Source organism: Pinibacter aurantiacus (genome assembly GCF_019130065.1).
Taxonomy (GTDB): domain Bacteria; phylum Bacteroidota; class Bacteroidia; order Chitinophagales; family Chitinophagaceae; genus Pinibacter; species Pinibacter aurantiacus.
Genome location: NZ_JAHSPG010000018.1, coordinates 318481 through 335010, shown reverse-complemented (window position 1 = coordinate 335010; position 16530 = coordinate 318481). Strand labels below are relative to the sequence as shown.

General features: G+C 42.1%; 16 protein-coding genes. 9 read left to right on the top strand and 7 right to left on the bottom strand.

Annotated elements, in window-relative coordinates; all coding sequences use genetic code 11:
- Positions 1-28 precede the first annotated feature (28 nt).
- The 4 genes from KTO63_RS25010 (at position 29) to KTO63_RS24995 (ending at position 3106) form a co-directional block, all read left to right on the top strand.
- Entirely contained in the window at positions 29-904 is an 876-nt protein-coding gene (locus tag KTO63_RS25010) for a helix-turn-helix transcriptional regulator (protein ID WP_217794833.1), read from the top strand.
- 3 nt (positions 905-907) lie between these two features.
- Complete coding sequence (locus KTO63_RS25005; RefSeq protein WP_232373334.1) at positions 908-1393, top strand: DUF983 domain-containing protein; 486 nt, start codon at positions 908-910, stop codon at positions 1391-1393.
- Positions 1394-1541: 148 nt separating this feature from the next.
- Complete coding sequence (locus KTO63_RS25000) at positions 1542-2306, top strand: SDR family NAD(P)-dependent oxidoreductase (RefSeq protein WP_217794831.1); 765 nt, start codon at positions 1542-1544, stop codon at positions 2304-2306.
- Between the two features lie 179 nt (positions 2307-2485).
- Complete coding sequence (locus KTO63_RS24995; protein WP_217794829.1) at positions 2486-3106, top strand: HD domain-containing protein; 621 nt, start codon at positions 2486-2488, stop codon at positions 3104-3106.
- A 76-nt stretch (positions 3107-3182) separates the two neighbouring features.
- Here the strand turns inward: KTO63_RS24995 and KTO63_RS24990 are convergent, their stop codons facing one another.
- Positions 3183-3617, bottom strand: a complete 435-nt coding sequence (locus tag KTO63_RS24990) for a PepSY-like domain-containing protein (protein ID WP_217794827.1) — start codon at positions 3615-3617, stop codon at positions 3183-3185.
- Positions 3618-3762: 145 nt separating this feature from the next.
- Between KTO63_RS24990 and KTO63_RS24985 the strand changes: the two genes are divergently transcribed.
- Positions 3763-4131: a nuclear transport factor 2 family protein gene (locus KTO63_RS24985; RefSeq protein ID WP_217794825.1), complete on the top strand. Its 369-nt coding sequence runs from the start codon at positions 3763-3765 to the stop codon at positions 4129-4131.
- Between the two features lie 24 nt (positions 4132-4155).
- Here the strand turns inward: KTO63_RS24985 and KTO63_RS24980 are convergent, their stop codons facing one another.
- The gene (locus KTO63_RS24980; RefSeq protein ID WP_217794823.1) at positions 4156-4620 is read right to left on the bottom strand and encodes a hypothetical protein; all 465 of its coding nucleotides are present in this window, start codon (positions 4618-4620) and stop codon (positions 4156-4158) included.
- A gap of 113 nt (positions 4621-4733) precedes the next feature.
- Entirely contained in the window at positions 4734-5816 is a 1083-nt protein-coding gene (locus KTO63_RS24975) for a calcium:proton antiporter (protein WP_217794821.1), read from the bottom strand.
- 168 nt (positions 5817-5984) lie between these two features.
- On the opposite strand from KTO63_RS24975, the gene KTO63_RS24970 reads away from it, so the two are divergent.
- Together KTO63_RS24970 and KTO63_RS24965 are read left to right on the top strand one after the other, a co-directional pair.
- On the top strand, positions 5985-6428 hold the full coding sequence (locus tag KTO63_RS24970; RefSeq protein ID WP_217794819.1) for an SRPBCC family protein: 444 nt from the start codon (positions 5985-5987) through the stop codon (positions 6426-6428).
- Positions 6425-7180, top strand: a complete 756-nt coding sequence (locus tag KTO63_RS24965; RefSeq protein WP_217794817.1) for an NADPH-dependent F420 reductase — start codon at positions 6425-6427, stop codon at positions 7178-7180. Before KTO63_RS24970 ends, KTO63_RS24965 begins: the two co-directional genes overlap by 4 nt.
- A gap of 130 nt (positions 7181-7310) precedes the next feature.
- Here KTO63_RS24965 and KTO63_RS24960 read toward each other — a convergent pair whose 3' ends face one another.
- From KTO63_RS24960 to KTO63_RS24950, 3 genes are all read right to left on the bottom strand, one after another.
- Positions 7311-9791 carry a TonB-dependent receptor domain-containing protein gene (locus KTO63_RS24960; protein WP_217794815.1) on the bottom strand — a complete coding sequence of 827 codons (2481 nt, stop codon included), beginning with the start codon at positions 9789-9791 and terminating at the stop codon, positions 7311-7313.
- 483 nt (positions 9792-10274) lie between these two features.
- Complete coding sequence (locus KTO63_RS24955) at positions 10275-10562, bottom strand: SymE family type I addiction module toxin (RefSeq protein ID WP_217794813.1); 288 nt, start codon at positions 10560-10562, stop codon at positions 10275-10277.
- Between the two features lie 324 nt (positions 10563-10886).
- A complete protein-coding gene (locus tag KTO63_RS24950) occupies positions 10887-11966 on the bottom strand; it encodes a DUF1214 domain-containing protein (RefSeq protein WP_217794811.1) in 1080 nt (359 codons plus the stop codon).
- A gap of 153 nt (positions 11967-12119) precedes the next feature.
- Between KTO63_RS24950 and KTO63_RS24945 the strand changes: the two genes are divergently transcribed.
- Positions 12120-12362, top strand: coding sequence for a hypothetical protein (locus tag KTO63_RS24945; RefSeq protein WP_217794809.1), 243 nt, complete (start codon positions 12120-12122; stop codon positions 12360-12362).
- 183 nt (positions 12363-12545) lie between these two features.
- Here the strand turns inward: KTO63_RS24945 and KTO63_RS24940 are convergent, their stop codons facing one another.
- Positions 12546-14012 (bottom strand): tetratricopeptide repeat protein, encoded by a 1467-nt coding sequence (locus KTO63_RS24940; protein ID WP_217794807.1) that lies wholly within the window; start codon positions 14010-14012, stop codon positions 12546-12548.
- A 197-nt stretch (positions 14013-14209) separates the two neighbouring features.
- Between KTO63_RS24940 and KTO63_RS24935 the strand changes: the two genes are divergently transcribed.
- The gene (locus KTO63_RS24935) at positions 14210-16528 is read left to right on the top strand and encodes a caspase family protein (RefSeq protein ID WP_217794805.1); all 2319 of its coding nucleotides are present in this window, start codon (positions 14210-14212) and stop codon (positions 16526-16528) included.
- Positions 16529-16530 lie beyond the last annotated feature (2 nt).

The following is a 16530-nucleotide window of genomic DNA, read 5'->3' as shown; positions in this document are numbered from 1 at the left end:
TTTTTGCAATCAGACCAACAGCATGGCAATGGCACGACCAAATCTTCCCACATATAGCATTTGCAGCCTGAACGACAACGTCACGTTATCAAATGATATCATTGCAGATCAGTTTAGTCACTACCTGGAACTGCATAAGGATCTTCATTTTCCACACAGACATTCGTTTTATCATCTTGTCTATTTTACAAACGGAACCGGAAATCACTCCATCGATTTTATAAAATTTCCTGTTGAAGCCGGACAAATCTATTTCATGAATCCTGGACAAGTGCACACATGGGATTTTAAAACAGCACCCGAAGGCTTTATCATCAATTTTTCGGATCACTACATCAATGCGTTACTGGCAGATACAAAATATTTACAAAAGTTCAGCTTCTTTGCAGGCATTGCCAATCAGCAGGTGATTACGATTCCAAAGATCGCAAGGCAACGAATGGAAAACCTGTTGCAAACGATTGTTGATGAAAGTTATGCGTCCGGTGAAATGAAAGACGATTTAATAAGAGCTTGCCTTGTGCAGTTGTTCATTGAAGCAGAACGTTACACAACAAAAACAGCAACACAAACAACACGATACAACTCCACTCTGCTTCGAAACTTTCAGCAATTGATCGAAGAGCACTATAAAGAATACAGGCTGACAAAAGATTACGCAGCAATGTTGTACGTTACGCCTAATCACCTGAACGCATTGAGCAAGGATCTTACAGGCAGTTCTGCCGGTGAACTTATCAGAAATCGTGTCTTGCTCGAAGCAAAGCGTTTGCTGATCAATGCGGAGATAAACATTTCTGCCATTGCCAGTGAGTTGAATTTTGAAGACAATTCCTATTTCACAAAATTTTTCAAAAAATACGAAGGCGTTACGCCGGAGGTTTTTAGAAGTAAATACAAATAGATTATGAAAACAATAACCGCTTCAACCGACATGATAGAAGAAAAAGCAACAGGTGTTATTCCTGCATTTGTAAAATGCAAATGCCCAAGATGCAGACAGGGAGATATGTTTGTCAACAAAAATCCTTATCAGTTAAAGGAAACAATGAAGATGAACGACACTTGCCCTGTTTGCGGTCAGCCATTTAATCTTGAAGTCGGTTTTTATTATGGAGCGAGCTATGTTAGCTATGCGTTTACAGTTGCACTAAGTGTGGCCACATTTGTCGCATGGTGGGTGCTGATTGGATTTAGCCTTGCCGACGGCGACCACAGGTTGTTTTACTGGATCGGCATCAACGCAGTTTTATTAATCGCCTTGCAGCCATACCTCATGCGGCTGGCAAGAAGAGGCTGGCTAAGTTTTTTTGCCCGTTACGATAAAGATTGGAGACTTCATCCAGCAGAAAAACCAGAGCGCCTGAATGAAGCACAGGAAGGAAATTGGTAGTAAGGAGTTGTTAGTTGTTGGGCATGATATCCAACCATTGCCTTCTAACTGCCAACAACTAAATTTGATTTTCGCAAACATTGGATTGATAGTTGCAAATGAGATAGTTGAAAATAGAATGAACTTTGCAATATCAAAATTCAAAACAATGAGTACAAAAAGTAAAGTAGCATTGGTAACAGGTGGTAGCCGGGGTTTGGGAAAAAACATGGCCATAAGCCTTGCCAAAAAAGGGATTGACGTAGTGCTAACTTATAACAGCAACAAAGAAGAGGCTGACAAAGTAGTGGCTGAAATACAATCGCTTGGACAAAAGGCAACTGCTTTCCAATTGAATGCCGGTGACATAAAATCGTTTGACAACTTTCTCAAGCAAGTGACCTCACATTTGAAAGAGACAACCGGCAGCACCAACTTCGACTTCCTTATCAACAACGCAGGAACTGCCTTGTATTCGTCCTTTGCAGAGACAACCGAGGAGCAATTCGATAACGCAATAAACATTCACTACAAAGGCGTTTTCTTCCTCACTCAAAAAGCATTGCCGTTTATAAATGATGGTGGACGTATCATCAATATCTCATCCGGACTCGCACGTTTCGCCAACCCGGGCTCTTCGGCTTATGGTTCTATGAAAGGCGCAATTGAAGTATTGACAAGATACCTTGCCAAAGAGTTAGGTGCAAGGGGCATCGCAGCAAACGTGGTAGCTCCCGGCGCTATTGAAACCGATTTCGGCGGTGGTCGCGTAAGAGACAACAAAGAAATCAACGAGCATGTTGCAAGTGTAACAGCATTGGGACGTGTTGGTTTGCCAGACGATATCGGCGGCGTGGTGGCCTTCCTTTGCACCGAAGATGCACGATGGATCAATGGACAGCGTATTGAGGTGTCGGGTGGGATGAATTTGTAATACCGCAATATCTCTCCTTTAATTAAATAACTGAATAACTGAATGACTGAATAACTGAGGGTTTCAATGTTGAAGTGAATAATTGAACTCAAGCCTTCAGTTATTCAGTCATTCAGTTATTCAGTTATTATTCCCCTTCAGAATTTATTCAGAATCTTCCTGCATTTTAGTAATGTTTTATGATCACTAAAACAAATTACGAACGTGAGGAAGCAAAAATCGAGCGGCATATTACTGCCTTGTACAACGCACCCCTAAGTCCTCATTATCCATACCATAATCTCGCCCATACGAAAATGGTTGTCCGGTACTCGCAAATGATTGCGACGTTCTATAACCTCGGCAGGCCTGAAAATTTTACTCTTACGGCCGCTGCGTGGTTCCATGACATCGGACAGATCTTTGGAAGTATGTTGTTTCATGAAGAAGCAAGTGTAAAAATGTGGAACGAGTTTGCCGAGAAGACCACCATATCCTCCGCTGTCAGGCAGCAAGTGAGCCAGTGCATTCTTGCTACAAAATTTCCACCCTCCCCCTCGTCCTTGTTGGAGAAGATCATTTGTGATGCAGACACATTTCACTTTGGCACTGTATATTTTAGAGAAACAGATGCGCTGGTGAAAAAAGAACTGGAAATACGTACGAACGAAAAAGTATCTGACTGGATCAGGAAAAGCATCGATCTATTACAAAGCCACCGATTCTATACAGAATATTGCCAGGCACTTTTAGACAATGGCAAATTGAACAACATCCATTGGCTACAAACATTATTGAAAAATGAAGAACCAGATAGCTGAATCAGACCGTGTGAGATTTTAATCAACATGATTAAATAGCAAAGCCTGAAAACGTATCCTCAGGCTTTGTCACGGATCAATCTTTTTCCACTTTAATGAATTTTCCATCTTTATCAAAAATCAGATCCTGTTTGTTTACTTCCGCTTCATAATTAATCTCGCCGTTTGCCTTCGTAATTTTAGAGGCTTCTTTAATACTACCTTTTTTCTGTTGCTTAACATACGCATCCACACTTGCAGGAAGCGCACTGATCGCAATCTCTTCTTCTGTTTCTATCCAATTACCAGTTTCGCCGTACACTGCGGCCATCTCCTTTTTTCCTTCTAAAAAATTCACTTCGTAATTTGCACCTTCTTTCTCCCATTTTACTTTAGTCGCAGCAGGAAATGATTTCTTGAAAGCAGCTTCAGCAGCAGCGGGAGCTTTGACATTTTTAGATTCGGTTTTTTCCTGTGAAAAAACTGTAAGGGTGGCCATTGCGGCAACAGCCATTATCAAATACTGTTTCATCTCTTAAGATATTTATTGATGAGTTAATAGAACTAAACTAATAGTCAATTCTGCATTCTTTCTGGAAAATTCTTGAAGAGTTTTAGTAACTTAAAAATTCAATTCTATTATTCGGTTGGTGTATTAACTCCAAAATAAACCCACAATGGAAAGAAAATTTACAAACCTCGAAACAAGCTGGATGAATGCATGGAAGGACAAAGACGAAGCAACCGCAAGAAAATTAATAGCTGATGAATTTACACTCACAAGCTCCTTATCATCGGGTGATTTGGTAAATAAAGAACAATGGATCGACAAAGCAATGAATCATTTTCACTGTAAAAAATTCAAAATCGAACTGCTGGAAGCCCGTGTGTACGGCAACACTGCGGTGCTCAACATTTGGTTCTACCAGGATGCAGTGGCAAATGGCAAAGACTGGAGTGGAGATTTTTTATTAACAGATGTGTGGGTGGAGAAACCCGACGGCTGGCAAGTGGTTGCAAGGCATGCGAGCTGGTTGAAAAAATGAAACGTTCCTAAGGCGAATAGAATGTCATTTACTCAAATCAATAGCCCAGTTTTCCAAGCTCCAATTTTTAGCGATGCGGTCTATCAACAACGTATCATTCCAGATTCCCCATTCAGAATATTTAATTTCTTCATCGCTCAATTTCTCAACAAGCCGGCGAATCATGGTTTCAGTGTCGACTATGAACCAACCTAAAAACTGTCCTCTTACGGAATGTACACATCGCATATACTTAGGTTTACCAAAGGCGTCTGCTGAAAAGTGGCCACTTAGTTTGACAATCTTTTTTCTGCATGCGGCTTCCAGTGGAAAGAAGATCATAAATGCCTCTTTGTCCTGAACTATTTCACTCAATCCCTTGGTGGTGTTTTGCGGACGAAAAACCCTGATTAATTCGCCGCACACTTTATCCTCAAAAATATAATGCAAATATGCAGTTCCTATCGGCGTTTCTATTTCAAAAATATCTCCGAGCGCAATTCGTTTCATACTTTTTGTAATGGTTTTTTCTTTCCAATGAATTATAGATGCGCAACAATACAATTTTTTTGAGAATCGAATGTTACCTGCTATACCACTCCGGTAATAACTACAAAGAAACCCTACGGAACGATCGTTATAAACAAATACACTGCAAACACCACCAGTAACACAACACCTTGCAATATCGTTGTGCGGCCCGTTCCAAAAGACAGCGTCACTGTAAACAACGATAACAACAGTAGAAATGATGACTTCGAATCGATTCCCAGCGTAACGGGAAAACCTGTTACTACCGACACAATTGCAACTGCAGGTATGGTAAGGCCAATGCTTGCCAATGCAGAACCTAAAGCCAGGTTGAGACTGGTTTGCAGTCTGTTCTTTTTAGCGGCACGTATGGCAGCAGAACCTTCAGGCAGTAATATCACCATGGCGACGATGATACCCACCAGTGATTTTGGTGCACCCATTTTATCGACGGCATTTTCTATTTCAGGAGAAAGTGTTTTCGCAAGTAGTACAACAGCGCCCAGGCAAGTCAACAATAGCAATGTGCTTAGCAATGAAACTTTAACTGTTGGCGGTGCGGCATGTGTGGTTTTATTTTCATCGGCATCTGCAGGCAGAAAATAATCACGGTGCGTCACCGTCTGCACCATCACAAACGTACTGTAAAGAATTAATGATATGATGGCCACAAATATCAATTGGCTTTTGTTATACACCGGTCCGGGAACACTTGTTGTATAGTTTGGCAGAATGAGTGTCAGCACAGTAATCGCTGTAAGTGTTACCAGTGCGGCGCTCACGCCGTGTGCGCCAAATCGCTGCTCTCTGTACCGGGCACCACCAATCAAAAGACTCATGCCGATAATACCTGTTAAAAGAATGATCACTGCTGCGAACACAGTGTCTCTTGCAAGTGTAGCCGTATCTGAACCACCCGAAAACATCAGCGACACAATTAGCGATACTTCAATAATGGTGATGGCAATTGCAAGTACCAAAGTTCCGTAAGGCTCTCCCACTCTATGTGCCACTACCTCTGCGTGATGCACAGCCGCCATCACGGAGCCAATCAGCGAGCACGCAAGAAGTATTTCATAAAAAACACCAACAGGGTCTGGCTTGAGCAAATACAGCAACCATGCAACAAGCGGTATCGCAATTGACCAAAGCGGTAATGGTAGTTTCAATTTCATTCCCGAATTTAAGTTAAATCGTTTACGGGTGAAAGCATAAAAGAATATGGTTAATAGAACCGAACCGAGTGTTGGTTTAAAATCATTATCAGTCTTAAATAAAATAATCGACAAAAAACTTGCGTAACTTTAAAGTTACATATACTTTAGCAGTTCAAAATGATAAATATGCAAACGGAAATCGTTAATCAATGGATATATGAGCAACCACCAGGCGAAGTTTGGAAGTACCTTACTCAGGCAGACCTGATCGAACTATGGCTCATGCCAAATGATTTCAAACCTATTGTGGGCCATGAATTCAGCTTCCGCATAAAACCGATTCCAAGCCTCAACCTCGATGGTATTTTCAATTGTAAAGTGCTCGAGTTGGTGCCGTTTAAAAAGCTAATATACAGTTGGAAAGGCGGTCCCGGTGATGGCAGCATTACACTTGATACCATTTGCGAATGGACATTGGAGTCTTATGGCAGCGGAACAAAACTGCATATCAAACAAACCGGCTTTAACGAAGCAAACTTTGCAATCGCCACAGCTATGACCGATGGATGGGATAAGAACATTCAAAAAATGATTGCTCACATGAACCAGCAAAAACTTGCAAGTAAATGAAAATCGGAATTATTGGAGCAGGCCAAATTGGCTCAGCGCTAATAAGGCAATATTTAAAAGCGGGTCATGAAGTAAAAATGACCAACGCAACAAATTTAGCTAAAATGAAAGCGCTCGAAGATGAAACCGGAGCAAAACCCGTTTCACTAACTGACGTTGTAAAAGATGTTGATGCGCTGGTTGTCACAATTCCTTCAATAGAAATACCAAAGCTGGCAAATTCACTGGGGCAAAGCATTTCCAGCAACACTGTCGTTATTGACACAACGAACTACTACCCCATCCGGGACGGTAAAATAGATGAGCTTGAAAATGGAATGACAGAAAGCGTTTGGGTATCAACAAAACTTGGAGTGCCTGTTGTAAAAGCGTATAACTCTATTCTTGCCGGTTCTTTAATACATAGTGGCAGCACAGAAAATTCTGCTTCCCGTATTGCATTGCCCGTGTCTGGAGATGATCAACACGCAAAAGAAATTGTATCGAAACTCATAAATGATAGCGGCTTCGATGCACTGGACATCGGCAATTTGCAGGACTCCTGGAGACAACAACCCGGCAGTCCCGTTTATTGCACCGACTTAAATTTGAGTCAATTAAGAAATAATATAACGCAGGTTAAAAAAGAACGCCTGACTCAACGACGCGAACAAGCTGTGCAATTCATCATTGAAAACAATCCTGCAAAATGGTTGGAGTGGTGGAAAGATTGTGTGGCGAATAATCGCAAGGTCTATGAAACGGCATTGTAAACGAGCATTAAGATTTACCACTAAGGCACTTAGTACACTAAGCTCCACTAAGAGATTCAAAACGAACGGAGAACCTTAGTGAAACTTAGTGCCCTTAGTGTCTTAGTGGTGAAAAAAACTGATGCATTTTTTAAATCCCGCCATCATCGCCCTGTGCTTCTTTCTCTTTTTCTTTTTTAAACACCAATGCTCCAAATTTCCACGTGAAGTTTAAAGACACCGAACGGTAAGGAATTTTGCGAATGGATGTCGTAGTGAAATTCGAGCCGTATAGTTCTGTTTTCTGCGTTACATACTCATTGAACGGATTGTTGGCACTAAGGGCGAGGCTTCCCTTTTTGTTCCAGAACATTTTGCGTACCGCGAAACTATATGTAGTGAAGGATGGATATTTCCCCTGCACTTCATTTCTTGCTGAGTTGAAGTTGCCGAAAAACTCTGCAGACAATGTGTTGTTAAATTCATAGCTCAGGTTCGCGTTAATTCTGTAGTTGAACGAAGTGCGGCTCTGGCCTACATCTATCTGGTTGTTAATTTTGCGATGAAAAAAAGAAAGGTTGGTGCGGAACTCCAGCTTTGAAACAGGGAAAACATCGGCAAATACGTTGAGACCCGTATTGTCCTCTGTGCCTATGTTTTCACGAGTGCTGACAGACACATTGTAGTAAGTGCTATCGCCTACTTGCAGTGATGGATAGTACGTAACATATGGCTGAATATCATCCATGTTATGTCTGTAAAAAGCTGTTAGCATCACAGAGTTTCCTTTGCCGAAATCATAGCCGTATCCCGCTTCGATGCGGTGACCGATCTCTGGTTTCAAGTACGGATTGCCCGCTGTGATATTCTTGGGATCGCTTGTATTGATGAATGGATTAAGATCGCCGTAGTCTGGTCTTTCAATTCTTTTTGAGTAGCTAAGTTTAACGTGCTGCTTCTCACCTATTTTCTTAGACAAATAAACAGAAGGAACAAACGTGTTATAACCCGGTGTTGCTACTTGTTTCTGTGCATTTGAATAGTAAGACGATGTTTCTGTGCGTTCATAACGGCTGCCCACTTTCACATCAAAAAGATTGGCCACGGGAAAACTAAGTTCTGCGTACGCGGCATAAACTTTCTGGCGATAGTCAAGACTGTTAGACAAAGAGCTGTCATAGTAATACGCCTTTTGAGCAGGATAATAACCCAGCACATCAGCGTCGCTTGCTATATCAAGAAAAGTTGTTTTGAGACCAGCGCCCATCATCACTTTACTTGCTATGGGCTGGCTGTAATCCAATGCTATCTGCGTTTCATTTTCTTTTCCCGGGTTTGTATTCATCGTGCCCGAGGTCAGCGAATCCTGAGGCATTGCGTATTGCAGGTTGTTGGCGCTGATGTGTGAACGGCCAAGACTTGAGTTCACCGAAAAATTCAGTTCCTGGTCTTCTTTTGCAAAAGTGCGTTTGTAGTTCAGTGCAATGTCGGTGGCATGCCAGCTGTTCTTTGTGTTCCTGTTATTCAGGCTCGCAATATTTGCAAGCGAATTGCCGCCGGCATCAAACAATTGTTGCAACTGGTTTACGGCGCCTCCGTTCTCTACTCCATACGCGTTGTAGTTAACAGACGCGGCAATGCTGTTGTATTTTTTCCATGTCCAGTCAATGCCCATTCCTCCTTCTGCGCCCTTGCGTTTTACGTTTGTATTGCCATCCTGCAATAGTGTGGCAGTCGTTTTGCTTGCGGTGTCAAATGAATTTCTTGCACTCGTGTAAGGAGTGGTTACTTTAAACCTTGTGTTGCCACTCACAAATGCGTTAAACGCAAAATTATCTTTTCGTGCATTGAAATTAAAACTACCGTTTTGTGCGCGGGTACCTGCCGTAAGCGAAATGCTGCCATTGTAACCTTTTGCCTTGCTGCTTTTTAAAATGATATTGATGATACCGCCCATGCCCTGCGCATCGTATTTGGCGCCGGGATTGGTGATCACTTCAATGCTTTTGATATTGCTGGCCGGTATAGATTGCAATACGTCTGCAATGTTGCTGCCAAATGCAGTGGAAGGCCGACCGTTAATCAGGAAGCGAATGCCGCCATTGCCCGCCAGCTGTACGTTTCCATCTACATCTATCGAAACCTGCGGTACTTTTTTCAATACGTCTGCAGCAACTCCACCTGCTGAGGTAAGATCTTTTTCTGCATTAAATACCATTTTGTCGATCTTATTCTCCACCAATTTCGGACGTGCGGTAACAGTTACTTCTGCAAGGCTTTGCGCCTCTTTCACGAGCTGAATAGTTTTTAAAGAAGTATTTCCATTTTTTGTAACCTCCACGCCGGGCAGCGTTACAGGCTTGTAGCCGATGCACTCGATCGTAACACGGTACCGACCTGCAGAAACGTCTGCAACAATAAAATATCCGTCTTTGGCCGACGTGCTTCCTGTTATTGTTTTATTGTTGATGCTGTCAAGTACTGTGATAGTCGCATATTCCAGCGGCCCGCGTGAAGCAGCATCCGTTACACGACCCGATATTTTTCCCAAGTCATTTTTCTCATCGGCCTGTTGTGCAAACAAGCTGCTGCAAAAAAACAATACACCTAGCGTCAAAAACAAATTCTTCATGCTCATATTTTTCCGGCGGCAAACGTAGTTATGAAATCTGGAAACATTTGGAATTAAATGATTAGAGGCTCATTAACGTTTTGAATTAAGAATTAGGTGTTCAATGTCTTTTAACTAAGCTGTTTGAAAAATTAAAACCACGTTGCTTGTCATCCCGACGAAGGAGGGATCTGGGTCTAACACCAGCAACCGCTCTGCGTTAACAATCTCGCAGATCCCTCCTTCGTCGGGATGACAAGCGGTCTTTTCTTACAGATCACGAACACCATTCCGTTCGGGAAAAATTGTTTAACTAAACGACATTGAGTTCCTAATTCCTAACTTCTAATTCCTAAAACAAAAAAAACCGGGGCCTTGACAAGCCCCGGTTTTTTTGACGAAATGAAAGCAGAACTTTCACCCTAGAAAAATCTAACCCAGATTTTCGTCGGAAACGTCATTTTGAAACCTTTCGTAAATTGCTGAACTATACTAATGTATTTGTCAATTCTGAAGAAATTCTGATTTAATGGGTTGATGGATATCTTTTGCAGGCTGTATAAGAAGCATCTTCTTCATGACAATTATCTCTATTTGATCTCCGATATAAAATCCTGCTCTTTCCAGCCATTTGCCAGACAAGCGAATATAGGGGCTTCTGGCAAGTGGCGGATTATAAGGCGTCGACATTAATCTACGAGTAATTTCACTGATTGTGCAGCGCCGAGTTGCTTTGTCCTTGAATGTTCTTTGGGTTTGTTTTGGAGCTTTCCTTTTTACTGGGTATGGCATGCCAGAAAATTTTAAACTGGCTGAAAATAAAATACGGTTTCAGCCTTTCCCGTTGCAATACTTCATTAAAATATAGCCAAGCCACATCTTTCGAACAGTAGCGAACGCATTACACGCACGACACGGGGGTACTGAAACCGCATATTGTTACACACATATGGACGTGCACATCCGATGTGTAATAAGATTCTTGACCTGGAAATAATTGAAATGAAATATTGCGGCGCGAACATAAATCAAATGATTTGCAAGCACTTTTCAAAAGAGTCAAAGTTTTAAAAATTCATTTACTAACCAAAACATAGACATCGGAAAAACAGGTCGCTACTTCACTGCCTGCGCTTCAGGAAACTTCCATTTGCCATCCAAAATTTCTTTGCGTGGACGGTAAAGCCGCACCCAATAACTCCATCCCGGTGTAATGGGAATGCAATTCGCCACCTTCCCATCGCAACCGCCAAACTGTATGGTAACAGAGCCATCTGCATCTTTTTTCGCCGTTAAGCTATTGCGCGAATAACTATTGAGATCATTCTTTTGAAAATAACCCTCCTTGTTGTAAACGCTCACGGACCAAAAACCATCAACCGGAACATTTTTCACTTTGAGTTTGTACACCGTGTTCCCATCATTTTTCGCCGGAAAAACTGGCAGATAAGTTGCATCTTTTTCTGGGTTGCCTCCCCAACCGGTAGCAGTGCCAACCAGGTGCCGCGTGGCATCGACCTGGTCCTTTGTACCAAACATTCCTTTTGTATCGGGAAGTGTTTTGGAAACATCCACCAGTGAATCATGTATACGCTTGCGACCGGCCTGGTCCCAGTCGGGAACTTCAAATTTTCCATTTTCTTTTTGATCCACTTTAATTGCATCCTGTAGTGCTATCACTTTGTCTATATCTTTAGGATCGTTGGGGTCAACAAATGTGCGAATGCCCAACATTATATAACGGGTACCAACTTTTTCTTTTGTGAAAGTAAAAGTGCCGGGTGCATAATATGTTTGAGCATATTGATCTTCGTCGATGAGCATTGCAGACATGAAGCGCTTGCCGGGATCAGGTAAAGTGATGGTAACCGGCGCCGCGTCCAGATCAAAAACAATTGATGAGTACAATACATCGCGGTTTGCACGTATCACGGATTGGTTATCGATCGGCATCAACTCCCGGAAATGGTGAAACTTTGCTATCCCTCCTGCATCCTTTACAGATTGTGCAAAATACATATCGGTTTCGGCACGAACGAAGTTATCAGCATTAACGAGTACTCCATTGCTTGCTGTTGAAGTATCAGCTGCATGCGGCTTCTCAGAATCGTTGGATGTTGCGTTGTTTGTTGTGGACTGGTTGTTACAACCCGCAAATAACGCGATTGAAAACAACAGGACAAAAGTGTTCTTCATTTACTCATTTTTTAGGTTCTCAATTAACATCCGGGAACCGGAATTGTTTGAACTGTGGAAAACGTTAGCAGCCAGCATTTACAGACAATTCAACACCTTCAAAGACTTGCATCCCCAAAATATTAATACTACATTAGAGAAAACAAAACCAAAATGACAACCAAAACCAATCAGGCTTTCAGACCAATATTTTTATTGGCGGCAGTGTTGATTGCAGGCATTTATAGCTGCAACAACAACGCCAGCACAGAAGAGAAAAAAGCGGACTCTGCTGCAGCAGTGCATACTGACTCAATAATGAAACAGGCAGATACCATGAAAATGCCAATGCCAGCTGACACTACAAACCCATCTGATACGGGAAGAGAAATTAAAGTACCTAAACCTTCTAAGTAAGTTAAGAGTGGAGAATTGAGAGTTGAGAGTTTTTTTCCGTACGTAAAATGCTGCGAGGCATAGCCTGCAGGCGCTTTAGAACTTTCGAAACAAAAATGTATCTTGTTTGACTTAAATTTTTCAACTCTCAACTCTCAACTCTCAACTCTCAACTCTCAACTCTCAACTCTCAACTCTCAACTCTCAACTCGCCGCTCCCGGCAACGCTTCATTCGCATCCTCTTCTGTAATATCATCTTCATCTTGTTCATATTCCACTTCGCGCTTGTGATGCTTTAGGTAATTGTATTCTGACAATTTCTTTAGGAGCCAGTGTTGTATTCTGTGGTGAGCCGGTGTAATGATGGCTGCAATGGCAACGAAAACAACAATTTCTATGATGGGGGAATGATGTGATTTTTCAGCAATGAACGGATGCAGCAGCAGTGTTATATACTCAAAGAATAGCAGCACCGAAACGATCCCCATGAATTCGATGAATCGCCTGTGTACTTTTCTTCTGCTGATAAGAATACTGATCAAAAAGAAGATAGGGATCATGATGCCGATGAAAAGTAATTGCAGTTTTTCTTTCCTGTCTATGATTTGCTCCTGCCTTTGTTGTTCCAGCTCCGCCTGCCTTACCTGCTCGGCAGTAGTCATGTTTTGCAGTTCACGTATTTTCTCAATGCTTTCAATAGAATCTTTTAAGGAGCTCGCCATTTCGAGATAAGCATATGCGCTGTCTATACTGCTGTTCTTCTTATAAAGAGTCGATAAAAAATTAATAGCATTTAAACTCTTTACAATAAACTGGTTTGCCCCCGCAATAGAAAAAGATTGTTTACCATAGTGCAGTGCAGAGTCTGGCTTCCCCATGCGCTCAAACACCTGGGCCATCCCCAATGTGCTTTCTGCATAAGTGGAGTAATCGTTATTGGATAAGATAAAAGGAATGGCTGCCCGATAATTCTTAAGAGCCACAGAATCATTTCCCGATTTTCTATAAATGTTCCCGAGGTTGTTAAGCGAGGTCCCAATCAGCACTGTGTTATTTACCTCTGTGCTAATCTCCAGGCATTTTTGGGTGTACACAATCGCCGAATCAAGCATGTTCTTCTTCTCATAAATATCGCCGATGCTTAGGAAACAGTATGGCGAATAATCCTGTAGTTGTTGGGCAATCGAATCCGGCCTTTTTATTTGCGGATGCTTGTCATTAATAATTGAATCTGCTTTTTTTGCGTACAACAATCCTTTGTCGAAATCCTTTGATTCAGCGTATAGGGATGCGATGTAAAGATAACTAACGGTGAGGTTTGCAGGCGACTCATGTTCTTCATCCATCTTTAGTTTGGTAATTGAGTACTCAAGTGATTTCGTAAAATTGCCAAGACTTTTATAAGCAATCGCCATTTGGCTCAATGCATCGGATTCTCCTTTTACGTCATTATTCTTTTTTGATAAGAACCATGCTTTTTGTGCCAGCAATAAAGCTGAATCCGGCCTGGAATCCTGGTAGGCATAGCTAAGTGCATTCAACAATTCTACTTTCCCTTGATCTGTTTTTTCTTCGCTTAACAAAACGGCCAAACTATCGGTCTGGCGTTTTTGCGCAGATACAAACAGTACGCTAACTAACAGGATAAAAGTGAGGTTCAATTTTTTCATTGCAGCCGAGTATGGTGATGTTACGTAAGTTAACATTTATCCCGTGAAATTTGTTTTTGTGAAAGCGGCAGGAACTTTTGTATATTGTATAAGCGCAGTGTACGATGTACATTCATCACATCTTCTATCTCCTATTGCAACAAACCACCTCAGAGATCTTCTTTTTTGGCAAGACATAATACAATACCCCATCCACTATGAGAAAAAGGTTTCTGCCATACTGGTTCTTATCGCTCAGTTATCTGTTTATGTGTAGCTGTGCGTTTTCCCAAACGCAATCGCTGAGAGCTGCTAAAGGCACACAGTACATGCTTTGTGTGGGCATTAATAATTACCTGGCCAATGTAACCCTTGCTACATGCCAGATCTGCAGGGATCGTGAAATTAAAAACCTCAACGGATGCCTGAATGATGTGGATACAATTTCAAAATTGTTTATCAAATATTATGGCTTCCTGCCGCAGAACATTACCATACTGCGCGATCAGGAAGCATCACGGGCAGCGATTCTGCAAAAGTTTAATGAGATACTCGCAAAATGCAAGAAGGGCGATTACTTCGTGTTCTTCTACTCGGGACATGGCAGTTATGAGTATGAATCAGCAAACGACAATCAACTGAGAACAGGCAAAGGATACCGCAACACCATTTTGTCCGCAGACATTGTAAAACCGGGCGTTCCCGATCTTAACAGTGCAGAGTTGAATAAGATATTTTCTGGTTTTACGGACAAAGGTGTTGTACTTACGGTGATTACAGATTGCTGCCATAGCGCGACCAACACAAGAGGCAGCACTGCCTTTGAGGCAGACTCTGCAAGAGAAGTAAAGCCTTCACTGGAGCCGGCAAAATTTGTAAGCGCAACAACAGCCACCACACGCTTGCTTGGTCAGTCGGGGGCACTCACCATTGGTTCCTGCCAGGATAATGAAATTGCAAGCGAAGCGCAGATATCTCCCAAAACATATTACGGCGCATTTACGATTAGCTTTTGCCGATCGGTCACAGAATGGAGCCAGGCGCCGATCGATGTGTTGCTTGACAGAACTGTTTCCAAACTGCGACTGCTGAATAAGCAGCAGACACCGAACATAGAGGCCGACAAGCGACGCAAACAAAACCTTGTGGGCACAGCATCTGCGCAAGTAAAAAAGGCTTCTTATTCACTTAAATGCGCCAATTGCTCCGCCAAACAATTACCCATAATAACTGCAGGTTTTACAGATGACATTTTAAACGACGATATTCTTATTGATACCAAAACCAAAGACAGCATTAAAGTAACGAATGTTGGCTTTACAGAAACGGAGGTCATGTTGATGAATCAAAGCAATAAATGGAAAACGAATGATCTGACAACTTTGAATTTTACCATCCTGAAAAAACTGCCCAACCCTGATCCTCCTCTAAAAATATTTCTCGGCACTGGGTTGAGCCAGGATGAATATAACAGTGTCGTTAACAAAGCAAAAGCCTTGTATCAAAGCAACAAGGGATATGCATGGATGAACCCTTCCATTCAAAACTTTCCGGATGCTGTACTCTTTTATAACAACGGCTGGAAGCTAAACAGAAACGGCGTTATGGAAACTTTCGTGTTTAGCGATCCTGATGCAACAACGGTCAACAACCTTATCACCGCAGCAAAATCACGCAGTGCTTATCTTCAATTGCCGCCTCCACAAGCACTAGTTGATCAGCTGCAAGCAAAACTGGCTGTGGAGAAAAACAGGAACATCAGAGTGGTGAGCACACCTGCGGCTGCAGACTACATGCTTGCGGGACATTTTACCAACAACGCTAACAGCATCGCTTATGGCTGGGAAAAAACAATTCTCAGTAAAGACGCCAACAAAGGAAATGGACTTAGCGCTGTAACAGATTTTTTCACAAGCGGCAATAGCTATCAAATTGATAGTATAACAGACAGGCTCAGACGATTGTCTGTTTTAGCAAACTGGTTATCTATGACGTCTCCTCCTCCCGATAAAACAATGACGTTTCCATATCACCTTTCCATAAAAAACCTGGGCAGCAAGCAAAAGGCGGACGATCAGATTTCGGGAAAATCAACTACGGAGGACAAGCTAGACATTGGCATTGAGAAAGATGCGGGCTCTGCATTGGCTACTGATAAAATCACTCCGCTATTTATTTACGTAATGTCAATCGATCCGAAAGGTAATACCTATCTGCTGTATCCACAACCGCGAACGAGCATTCTCACTTACCCTAACAGCATTTTGAATGATACTAGTTTTTATCACCTTGCCACAGTGAGGCATACAACTGCGGGAACCTATCATTATGTGTTCATTGCATTGCGAGAGCCGGTATCGAATCGTGACGTCTTCACAAGACGGGGTGTTGTAAAGGGTGATGAACCTGAGTTCAGCGACAATCCGTTAGAAGCGTTGTTAAATGAAGAAGGCGCCGGACAGCGCGGCGATATCAAATCATTTGATCACTGGATGTTGAAACGTGTTGATATAATTACAGACGATAAAAAACGATAGAA

What these genes read in the sequence shown, in the direction of transcription:
- KTO63_RS25010 (WP_217794833.1), top strand. Translation starts at nt 29, where the DNA reads ATGGCACGACCAAATCTTCCCACATATAGCATTTGCAGCCTGAACGAC.
- KTO63_RS25005 (WP_232373334.1), top strand. Translation starts at nt 908, where the DNA reads ATGAAAACAATAACCGCTTCAACCGACATGATAGAAGAAAAAGCAACA.
- KTO63_RS25000 (WP_217794831.1), top strand. Translation starts at nt 1,542, where the DNA reads ATGAGTACAAAAAGTAAAGTAGCATTGGTAACAGGTGGTAGCCGGGGT.
- KTO63_RS24995 (WP_217794829.1), top strand. Translation starts at nt 2,486, where the DNA reads ATGATCACTAAAACAAATTACGAACGTGAGGAAGCAAAAATCGAGCGG.
- KTO63_RS24990 (WP_217794827.1), bottom strand. Translation starts at nt 3,617, where the DNA reads ATGAAACAGTATTTGATAATGGCTGTTGCCGCAATGGCCACCCTTACA.
- KTO63_RS24985 (WP_217794825.1), top strand. Translation starts at nt 3,763, where the DNA reads ATGGAAAGAAAATTTACAAACCTCGAAACAAGCTGGATGAATGCATGG.
- KTO63_RS24980 (WP_217794823.1), bottom strand. Translation starts at nt 4,620, where the DNA reads ATGAAACGAATTGCGCTCGGAGATATTTTTGAAATAGAAACGCCGATA.
- KTO63_RS24975 (WP_217794821.1), bottom strand. Translation starts at nt 5,816, where the DNA reads ATGAAATTGAAACTACCATTACCGCTTTGGTCAATTGCGATACCGCTT.
- KTO63_RS24970 (WP_217794819.1), top strand. Translation starts at nt 5,985, where the DNA reads ATGCAAACGGAAATCGTTAATCAATGGATATATGAGCAACCACCAGGC.
- KTO63_RS24965 (WP_217794817.1), top strand. Translation starts at nt 6,425, where the DNA reads ATGAAAATCGGAATTATTGGAGCAGGCCAAATTGGCTCAGCGCTAATA.
- KTO63_RS24960 (WP_217794815.1), bottom strand. Translation starts at nt 9,791, where the DNA reads ATGAAGAATTTGTTTTTGACGCTAGGTGTATTGTTTTTTTGCAGCAGC.
- KTO63_RS24955 (WP_217794813.1), bottom strand. Translation starts at nt 10,562, where the DNA reads ATGCCATACCCAGTAAAAAGGAAAGCTCCAAAACAAACCCAAAGAACA.
- KTO63_RS24950 (WP_217794811.1), bottom strand. Translation starts at nt 11,966, where the DNA reads ATGAAGAACACTTTTGTCCTGTTGTTTTCAATCGCGTTATTTGCGGGT.
- KTO63_RS24945 (WP_217794809.1), top strand. Translation starts at nt 12,120, where the DNA reads ATGACAACCAAAACCAATCAGGCTTTCAGACCAATATTTTTATTGGCG.
- KTO63_RS24940 (WP_217794807.1), bottom strand. Translation starts at nt 14,012, where the DNA reads ATGAAAAAATTGAACCTCACTTTTATCCTGTTAGTTAGCGTACTGTTT.
- KTO63_RS24935 (WP_217794805.1), top strand. Translation starts at nt 14,210, where the DNA reads ATGAGAAAAAGGTTTCTGCCATACTGGTTCTTATCGCTCAGTTATCTG.